This is a genomic window from Siccirubricoccus soli, assembly GCF_024178315.1.
GTDB classification, from domain to species: Bacteria; Pseudomonadota; Alphaproteobacteria; order Acetobacterales; family Acetobacteraceae; genus Siccirubricoccus; species Siccirubricoccus soli.
Map to the genome: position 1 here is coordinate 1 of NZ_JAMZIK010000182.1, position 8,671 is coordinate 8,671.

Genomic DNA, 8,671 nt, shown 5'->3' on the forward strand with positions numbered 1-8,671 from the left:
CCCCCCGCCAGCGGTCAACCGAGCCGAAGTCGCGCTCGAGCGCCCGGGCCAGGCCGCAGCCCGGTTCGCCGGAGCCGCCGAGGGCGTCGAAGTAGGCCTCGTGCAGGATCATGGAGTTGGCGGCGATTAGCCGCTCGCGGCCGAGCCCGTTGAGGGCGAAGACCGGCGCCGCCGCCCAGTCTAGGCCGGAAAGCCGTCCCTCGATGGCGTTCAGGCGCCGGACCGCGCCGCCATAGTTGTTCTCGTAATGGCTGACCAGCAGCCGGTCGGACAGGCCATCCAGACGGTGCGGCTTGAAGGGCAGCGGGAGGACTTCGTAGGCCATTGAGTGCCTCGTCCTGAACGATACGGGCCCCATAGGCTAAAGGTAAGTGGGATACAAGTGTATCTTGAGAATATGGAAGCCGATGCTATGCTGCGCCAGTGAGCGACCCGGAGACCCCTGTACAGGCCGAGCCCGTCCGCTGGCTGCTGCTGGTCCACCAGCTTCCGGCCAAGCCCGGCTACCCCCGGGTGAAGGTCTGGCGGCGTCGCCAGGCGCTTGGCGCCGTGGCGGTGCGGAACGCCGCCTACGTGCTGCCTGCGGGCGAGCAGGCCCAGGCGGACTTCGAGTGGCTGCTGAAAGAGATCGGCGAACTCGGCGGCGAGGGGATGATCTGGGAGGCTCGGCTGGTGGACGGCCTTTCCGACGAAGATGTCCAGGCGCTGTTCAATGCCGCTCGCGCCGAGGACTACGACGCGGTCTCGAAGGAGGCCCGCGCCCTGGCTGAGGCGCTGGCTACCGAGGGCGCCCCAGCTAGTCCGGGTGAGGCGCGGACCAGGCTCGCCCGGCTGCGGGCGGAGGTAGCGCGGGTCGCGGCGACCGACTTCTTCGGGGCGAACGGGCGCGAGACGGTTGAGGGGCTGCTCTCGGGCCTGGAGGCCCGGCTGCAGGAGGACGAGGCGATGGCTGAGGAGCGGCAGGAGCGGACTGCGGCACCGGCCGGGCCGGACGCGCTCACGGGACGCGTCTGGGTGACGCGGCGCGGTGTCTTTGTGGACCGGATCGCCTCGGCTTGGCTGATCCGACGCTTCATTGACCCGGAGGCCCGGTTCAAGTTCGTCCCGGCCAAGGGCTACGTCCCCGAGCCCGGCGAGCTGCGCTTCGATATGTACGAGGGCGAGTTCACGCATGAGGGCGACCGCTGCACCTTCGAAGTGCTGCTCTCGCGTGCGGGCCTCGATGACCCGGCGCTCGCCGCCATCGCCGAGATCGTGCACGACATCGACCTTAGGGACGGTAAGTTCGGCCGGGAGGAGGCGAGCGGCATCGGCACGCTAATCGCGGGCATCTGCGCCGCCACCGTGGACGACGGAGAGCGTCTCCGGCGCGGCTTCGAAACCTTCGACGACCTGCTACGCTATTTCGCTAAGCCCAATCGCGGCAAGTAGTTCAGATGCTGGCGGCCGCTAAGCTCGCGTCTGGCGCCAGAGACTGTTGGATCCCGGTTCCTCTTGCCACACCATTCGCTTTTCGAGAACCGCTCTCCGTCTGAGCCGGCAGCGCGCGGAATCGCAGGCTTGGCCTGGATTCGCCGACGACCTCGGGAGGTGCGGCGCCGCAATGAGACCGAAATTCTCTCTCTGGACGGCGCCTTCTCTCCAAACCTTGGAACTTGGCCGATCTAGTCCAAGGTCCGGACCAAGGAAAAGCCAGCTTCCAAGCGGAGGCTCCTGCGGTGATTGGAAATCCGAATGCCCGACCACTTGGCTCCGGCCACGAACTTCAGTACTGCCGCTGCCCGAAGCGCCGATTATAGCTCATATCGGGGCGACCCCGCCCGTACCGTTGGGCCGCGGTTGGACGGCATCCGAGTGAACGGCCGTCCCAGAAGACTCGGCGGCAGGAACAGCCGGTTCGACCCGAATCGGATCTTCGTGGATGCACGGTCGAACAGCGTGGTCACCCGGCCGACGAAGCTCGTTACTGACCCCGCGAATGGCGCGGCGGCGGCGCCTACACGGCGCCGGCGGCGTCCCGCACGGCCGCCGCACCCAAGCGGTTGACCGGCAGGCGCAGCGTGCAGTGCAGGCCCGTCGGATCCCAGGAGAATTCGACGCTGCCGCCTAGCTGCCGCACCGTCCGCGCGATCAGGCGCGAGCCGAAACTGCCGCCGGTGCGGTCGTCGGAGGGTGGCGGAGCCGCTATCGGCGGGCCACCGATTTCGCGCCATTCCACCCGTAGTTCGCTATTGACAGGATCGTGCGCCCAGGCCACGGCCACCTGCCCGCCGGGCACCGAGAAGGCGCCGTGCTTGGCGGCATTGGTCGCTAGCTCATGCAGCACCATCGAGAGCGACAGCGCCGCGTTCACCGAAAGGCGGACCTGAGGCCCCGCGAGCCGCGTGCGACTTGGCGCGTCCATGGCGTAGGGGGCGAGTTCCTCCTCGATGATCTCCCGCAGCTCGGCCCCAACCCAGCGCTCCCGCGACAGCAGCCCATGCGCCCTGGCCACGGCGGCAACGCGGTCGGCAACCGTCGACGCGAAGCGCTTTGTCTCATCCCCCTTTGCTGGGGTCAGTCGTAGCAGAGACTGCACCACGGCCAGCGCGTTCCTCGCGCGGTGGTCCACCTCGCGTGCCAGTAGTAGCTGCTGCTCCTCGGTGCGCTTGCGCTCGGTTACGTCGACGGCTGCGCTCATCCACAGCTGCCGGCCATCTGACAGCCGGCCGAGGAGCACGGCCTGGACATCCCAGATGCGCCCCTCGCCCGATCTGGTGCGGATGGCTTTCTCTCCGGTCTGCACCACCTTCCCGGCCGCGAACTCCTTCTTAAGGAGAGCCTCGGTCTCCTGGTAGCGATCGGGATAGGCGAGGCGGAGCCACGTGGAATGGGTTGGGATCTCCTCCGGCCCGTAGCCGCTCAGATCCATCCAGCTCCGGCTGAGCGCCAGTACCTCGCCGTCCTCGGCATGCAGCATGATTGGAATGGGCGAGCCCTCGACCGCGGCTCGCAGCCGTGCCTCGCTCTGGGCAAGTGCTGCCTCAGCCCGGCGCTGCGCGGTCACGTCGGTAAGAGACTCCAGCACCGCCATCGACCGGCCATCCGGGCCGCGGCGCAAGACTTTGTGGGCGGTGACGACAATCTCTACCCCGTCCCGGGTCCGCTGCCGAAGGTCGCCGATCCATTCGCCGTCGCGCTCCAGCACTGTTGAGATCTCCGCCCGCGGCACGGGGAAGACAGTGCGGAGCAGTTCATGCGCGTCCTGTCCCACCGCCTCCGCCACTGCCCAGCCGTAGAGATGCTCGGAGCCCGCCGACCAGAAGCGGATCGTGCCGTCGAGGTCGCGCGCCATGAAGGCGCCGAGGTCGAGCGTGGCCAGCAGATCGCGCAGGCGGGCCTCGCTTTCCCGTAGCGCCGTCTCGGCGGCGCGTTGTTCGGTCACGTCGAGTGCCACGCCCCGCATGCGGAGCGGCCGGCCCACAGCGGCACGCTCCACCTCGCCGCGCGTCGCCACCCAGCGCAGCTCGCCGGTGTCGCCGCGCAGGACGCGGAATTCGGCTCGGAGATCCGACACCCGGCCATCCGCCGCCGCCTCGAGCGCTGCCTCGAGCGCCGCGCGATCGTCCGGATGGACCCGCTCGAGGAAGGCACGGTGGGAGGGGGGCACGGCGGGGCACAGGCCGAGCAGCCGGGGGATCTGGTCCGACCAGTGGACTTGCTGTGTCCCGACCTCCCAGTCCCAGGTGCCGATCCCGCCCGCCTCCTGCGACAGACGCAGCCGCTCTTCCGCCTCGCGCAGCGCGCGCTCATCTGTCTTCCGGCGCGTGATGTCGAGGAAGGTGACGACCAGCCCGTCTGCCCCGTCGCCCGGGCCGCGATAGGGCAGCACGCGACGCAGGAACCAGCGCCCGTCCTCGCTCTCCGCCTCGTGCTCTACGGGCGTGCCTTCGGTCGCCGCGCGCGCCTCGGCAAGGTCGGGCAGGGGGGGCAGATCGCGCAGCCGGTGCCTCAGATGCGCCAGCGGCCGGCCAATGTCCTGCGCAGTGACCGGATAGATCTCGGCCGCCGCCGGGGTGAAGCCGCGTACCCGTCCCTCGCGGTCCAGGAAGATGGTGGCGATGCGCGTTGCGTTCAGCAGGTTCTCCAGATCCGCGTTGGCCGCGGCCAGTGCGGCGTTCGCGGCCTGCACCTCCTCCTTGCTGGTCTCCAGCTCCTCGTTCGAGGACTGGAGTTCCTCATTCATGGAGAGGAGTTCCTCGTTCGAGGCTTTCAGCTCCTCGTTCGCGGCTTCCAGATCCTGCACCGCGCGTTCCAGATCCTCACGTGTCCGGACCAGCTCCTGTTCCAATTGGCCGATCACCGCCTCGGCGTCCGGCGTGCGGGCGCCGCCCTGACCCGCCCTGCCCCGCGCTGCGGCGGGCGGCGCTGACGCCTCCTGGAAGACCAGCATGTAGAGGCCTTCGCCGTAGCCGAGTTCGGGCATGGGCTGCGCGGTCAGGCGTACCGGCACCAGCCCCTCCGGCCCCTGCAGCATCAGGCCGTCACGCACCGCGGTGTGCCGCGTGCGCACCGCATCCGCCAGGGCGGCGCGCAGCCCGATCCCGAGGCCCCGGCGAGCCATGCGCGTGATGCTGCTGGTGAAGCTGCCGGTCGGCGGCTGGAGGAAGCGGTCCACCCGCTCCGAGAGGAACACCAAGTGCCCCTCGGCGGTGACGATGGCGTAGGCGGGGGCGAATTCGTCGAGAAGAATGCGCTGCGCGATGGCGCCCAACTCGGCCTCTGCCGGCGGCAGCACGCCGCCCGCGGCTTCCCGCCAAGGAGCATAGGAACCTGCCGTCCCGTCCCGCGGGCTGGAAGCGGCGGCGGGCATGGCGGCAAGCGTGCCAGACAGGCGCGGCTCCGGCCGCCCGGGCAGGGACAGGCCGTGCGTCGGCTTGCGTTGCGCCAGGCGCTGGCGGGCGTCCACAGGGCGGAACAGCTCCGCATGCCCCGCTAGCGTCTCCGACGCACCGAGGAAGAGAAAGCCGTCGGGCTTCAGCGCGTAGTGGAAGAGTGGGAACAGCTTCTTCTGTAAATGCGCGCCGAGATAGATCAGCAGGTTCCGGCAGCAGATGAGGTCAAGCCGCGAGAAGGGTGGGTCGGAGATGACGTTGTGCGGCGAGAAGAGGCACATCGCGCGCAGCTCCTCGCTTACCTGCCATTGCCGGCCGCGGCGGGCGAAGAAGCGGGCGAGGCGTTCGGGCGAGACCTGGCCGGCAATCGAGGCCGGGTAGACGCCGCGCCGCGCCGCGGCAAGGGCGCGGTCGTTCACGTCGGTAGCGAAGATCTGCACTGGCGGTGGCCTCTCAAGGCCGTCTATGGCCTCGCGCACCAGGATCGCGACCGAGTAGGCCTCCTCGCCCGTCGCGCAGCCCGCGACCCAGACGCGCAGCGGCTCCTCTGGCGTGCGGCGGGCGAGCAGCGGGGTGATGGCGCGTTCGGCCAGCACCTGGAAGGCGTCCGGATCCCGGAAGAAGGCGGTCACACCGATCAGCAGCTCACGGAACAGGGTGCCGGGTTCCTGTACGTCGGTCCGCAGTCGCTCCAGATAGGCCTCGATAGCATCGAGGCGCAGCACGCGCATGCGTCGTTCCAGCCGGCGCACCAGCGTGCTCGCCTTGTAGTGGCGGAAGTCGTGGCCGGTGCGGTCGCGCAGCAGCTCGCAAACCTCAGGCAGGCGGGCCAGCGTGGCGGCGCGCTCCCGCGTCGCCTCCCCCGCGCCGCCGAGCCGCGCGCGCCGGTGGCGGTCGTGCTCGGCCAGCGCGGAGGCCAGCGCCTTCGGCGTCCCCACGTAGTCGGCGAGGTGCGAGCCGGTCCCGGCGGCCTCCGCCACCCCATCGACCAGCGCAGCGGCGGCATCCTCTTCGGCGATGGCGAGCCCGCCTGCGCCGCTGATCGCCTGCAGCCCCATTACTCCGTCGGCGCCGATGCCCGCGAGGACCACGCCGACCGCTCGCGGGCCGAAAGCCTCGGCCACCGCGAAGAAGAGCCGGTCCACGGGATCCGCCTGGCTGCCCCGCGCTGCGCGGCGCAACTGCAGCCGGCCGACGCGAAAGCCGGGTCGCATGCCGGGCGGGATAACGAGAACCGTGTCGGGCTCGACCGCAGCGCCATGCTCGGCCAGCGCTACCCGGCGGGCGGCGATGGACGCCAGCGTTTCGACCGGAAGGGGCTCCTCCTCCGCGGCCACATGTTGGGTGAGCAGGAAGCAATGGCCGGAGCGGGTGGTCAGGGCACTCAAGAAGCTGTGGAGGGTTGAGAGCCCGCCGGGCGAAGCGCCGATAGCGACCACGAGGGGCTCGGAAGGCGCTGCCTCAGGGGCGTCGTTCGGCGCGTCCGCCTCCGGATGGGCACCGCGGATCACCTCGTCCTCCACGCCGTTGTGCCCCTCAGCCTCGGTGGGAATGGTGCAGTCGCTGTATTAGGCCCGCCAGCCCAGGGCGCAAGAGGCTGACGGACTTCGCGCAGGGGTGGTGTCCGGCGCTTGACGGAGCGCGCGGGCAAAGGTCGCGCGCGTGGCGGCGAGACGACCAGAACCTTGCCGGCACTCTTCGGCTGCGTGGTGAGTGCTGCCGCGCTCGCTCTGATAGCCCACCGGGCGCGCGTGCAGTCCGCTCTCCGCCCGATGCTTTCATGCGGACGCCAACGGGCGCCTTCCTTCCACGGCTTGAACCGTAAACTCCCCGGTCAGGAAGACGCTGCTGGTGGCCCTGCGACCGAGGCGCGCTGTTCCGCCCAGGCGGGCGGCAGGGAGCCGAGCAGCATCGGCAGGCCCAGTTCCGGCGGCGGCCGCCCGTCCAGGGCAGCCTCGGCGAGGTCCGGCGCCAGCAGCGTCAGCTGCAGCATCTTGCCGAAATAGGAGCGGTCGATCCTCTCGGTTGCAACCAGCTGGCCGAGGGAGGTGTAGCGGCTGCTCTTCAGCAACCGCTTCCATCGGTCCGCCCGAGCCGATGCCTTGACCAGGGTCGGGTCGGCCCGCGTGCGCACCGGTACGGCGCCGGGCGCGCTGCCGTCCGCCGCGACGCCGGATGGCTGATGGGATGCGGGCCGTGATGCTGGTGGCTGCCGCCGTGGTGCCCTCTGGGCTTCGGTGCCGTGCCGGCAAGATCCCGTACCAGGCTGGCCAGTCCGGCCACTCGCAACCGGATGTCGGCGCCAGCGGGGCTGACCTCGACCCGCTCCACCAGCAGCCGGATGATGCGTGCCTGCTCGGCCGGAAACAGCTCATCGCAGCGGGAGCTGGCCGTATCAGTGGCTTACACGTCTCCCCTGCAGCCAAGTCGGGGGCGCCTCAGCCTGCGTTGGCAATGAAAGCGCGTGCGACGGCTGTCAGGATCAGCCATCCTGCGCCGCCATGCGTTTGAATTACCCCGCCCTGATCCTCCTCGGTGTTGGTGCATGTGCAGCGCCGATTCCGATCGATGCCGTACCTGCGCTTCCACCTCCGCCTCCGCTTGCGCGCGCGGCACTCGCCGAGTGGGAGGTCTGGGGTCGCATCGTCGTCGTCGGCTGGCCTGAGGCGAGGCCGGCCGATACAGCAGCGACGCCGGAACGGTTTGCTCGTCTGATCGGATATTGGATGGCCGTTCCTGGCGGTGCCGACGTGGCGCGCCGGCTTTTGGACCAGCGGTCTACCATCGCTGCCGCCTTGGCCCAACAGAGCAACACGGGGGTGCCCGATGGAGACAGCCCCGTCAGGGCCGCATCTACAACAACGCCACCTCCAGAGGACATCAGCCTCTACGCATACCCCGCCTGGTCGGCCGCGTTCATCTCGGCGGTGGCGCGGCGGGCGGGTGTTCCCGAGAGTGACTTTCCGTCCTCTTCTAGGCATACACGTTACATCGACGCTGTGCTCGTGCGCGCGATTACAGACCCACAAGGCGTGCGCTTCCGCCCTTACGCGCCGGAAGAAAGGGCGCCAAGACCTGGCGATCTCTTATGCGCCGACCGCTCCGCGGTGCCGCTAGCACACTGGTCAATGCGCCTCACGGAGGTCGGGCAGTCCCGCCCCATGCATTGTGATGTCGTGGTACGTCATGGTCCAGGCGTGGTAGAGGCGGTGGGCGGGAACGTGCAGGAAATTGTGGCGCTACGACGCTTCCCCAGCGATGCGGCGGGCCGGGTGCTGCCCGCACCTCCTGTGCAACCCCCCTTTGTGTTGGTCCTTGTTGCCCAGGACCAAGGCTGATTGGCTGCATGTGGCGGCGACGCAGTCCAGTGCGGACAGCTCCGCTCTGTCACATGGTTCAAAGCGGGCCCCGGCAGGCCCTGCACTGCTGGGCTGCCTCGCCAAGTGGCACGGCGTCGCCACCGGCCGGGTACTGACGGCCAGCGAGCAAGCGCATGTCGCTTCAGCGATCGGGAGATGGCTGAACATGTAGGCAGCAGCGGACAGGCCTGCCGTTCAGCAGAGCTTGCCGCTGATCTGACCATTCCGCGGGGAGCGGTTCCATCAGCTGCAGCACCCCCAGTTCCGGAAGCTGCCTAGCTGTTTGATCCCGGGGTTTGATGGTGCAGTCTTCCAGCAGGCGTGGAAGGACGCGCTATGGGCCAGGTTCATCATGGGAGCGCCGCAACGACAGCGGCGATCCGTCGAGCGATCCAGCATAGTCAAGAGAGCCTGAGAGGGCTCGCCAGCCGCTACGGG

6 protein-coding genes and 1 pseudogene are annotated in these 8,671 nt (G+C 69.4%); 4 read left to right on the forward strand and 3 right to left on the reverse strand.

The features are described from left to right. The coding region (locus tag NJ376_RS24250; RefSeq protein ID WP_256476563.1) for a hypothetical protein at positions 1 to 325 on the reverse strand (325 nt) is incomplete at its 3' end. 98 nt (positions 326 to 423) lie between these two features. Here NJ376_RS24250 and NJ376_RS24255 point away from each other — a divergent pair. Continuing rightward, the gene (locus NJ376_RS24255) at positions 424 to 1,431 is read left to right on the forward strand and encodes a chromate resistance protein ChrB domain-containing protein (protein ID WP_252955864.1); all 1,008 of its coding nucleotides are present in this window, start codon (positions 424 to 426) and stop codon (positions 1,429 to 1,431) included. Between the two features lie 565 nt (positions 1,432 to 1,996). On the opposite strand, the gene NJ376_RS29430 is transcribed toward NJ376_RS24255, so the two are convergent. Beyond that, the gene (locus NJ376_RS29430; protein WP_252955865.1) at positions 1,997 to 6,397 is read right to left on the reverse strand and encodes a CheR family methyltransferase; all 4,401 of its coding nucleotides are present in this window, start codon (positions 6,395 to 6,397) and stop codon (positions 1,997 to 1,999) included. Between the two features lie 311 nt (positions 6,398 to 6,708). Then, complete coding sequence (locus tag NJ376_RS24265) at positions 6,709 to 6,945, reverse strand: hypothetical protein (RefSeq protein ID WP_252955866.1); 237 nt, start codon at positions 6,943 to 6,945, stop codon at positions 6,709 to 6,711. Between the two features lie 655 nt (positions 6,946 to 7,600). Here NJ376_RS24265 and NJ376_RS24270 point away from each other — a divergent pair. The 3 genes and pseudogenes from NJ376_RS24270 to NJ376_RS24275 all read left to right on the forward strand — a co-directional run. Then, entirely contained in the window at positions 7,601 to 8,212 is a 612-nt protein-coding gene (locus NJ376_RS24270; protein ID WP_252955867.1) for a DUF2272 domain-containing protein, read from the forward strand. Next, positions 8,133 to 8,405 (forward strand): DUF4186 family protein, encoded by a 273-nt coding sequence (locus NJ376_RS29435; RefSeq protein ID WP_370288599.1) that lies wholly within the window; start codon positions 8,133 to 8,135, stop codon positions 8,403 to 8,405. Before NJ376_RS24270 ends, NJ376_RS29435 begins: the two co-directional genes overlap by 80 nt. 164 nt (positions 8,406 to 8,569) lie before the next feature. Continuing rightward, a pseudogene (locus NJ376_RS24275) lies at positions 8,570 to 8,671 on the forward strand (IS481 family transposase); the annotation flags it as partial.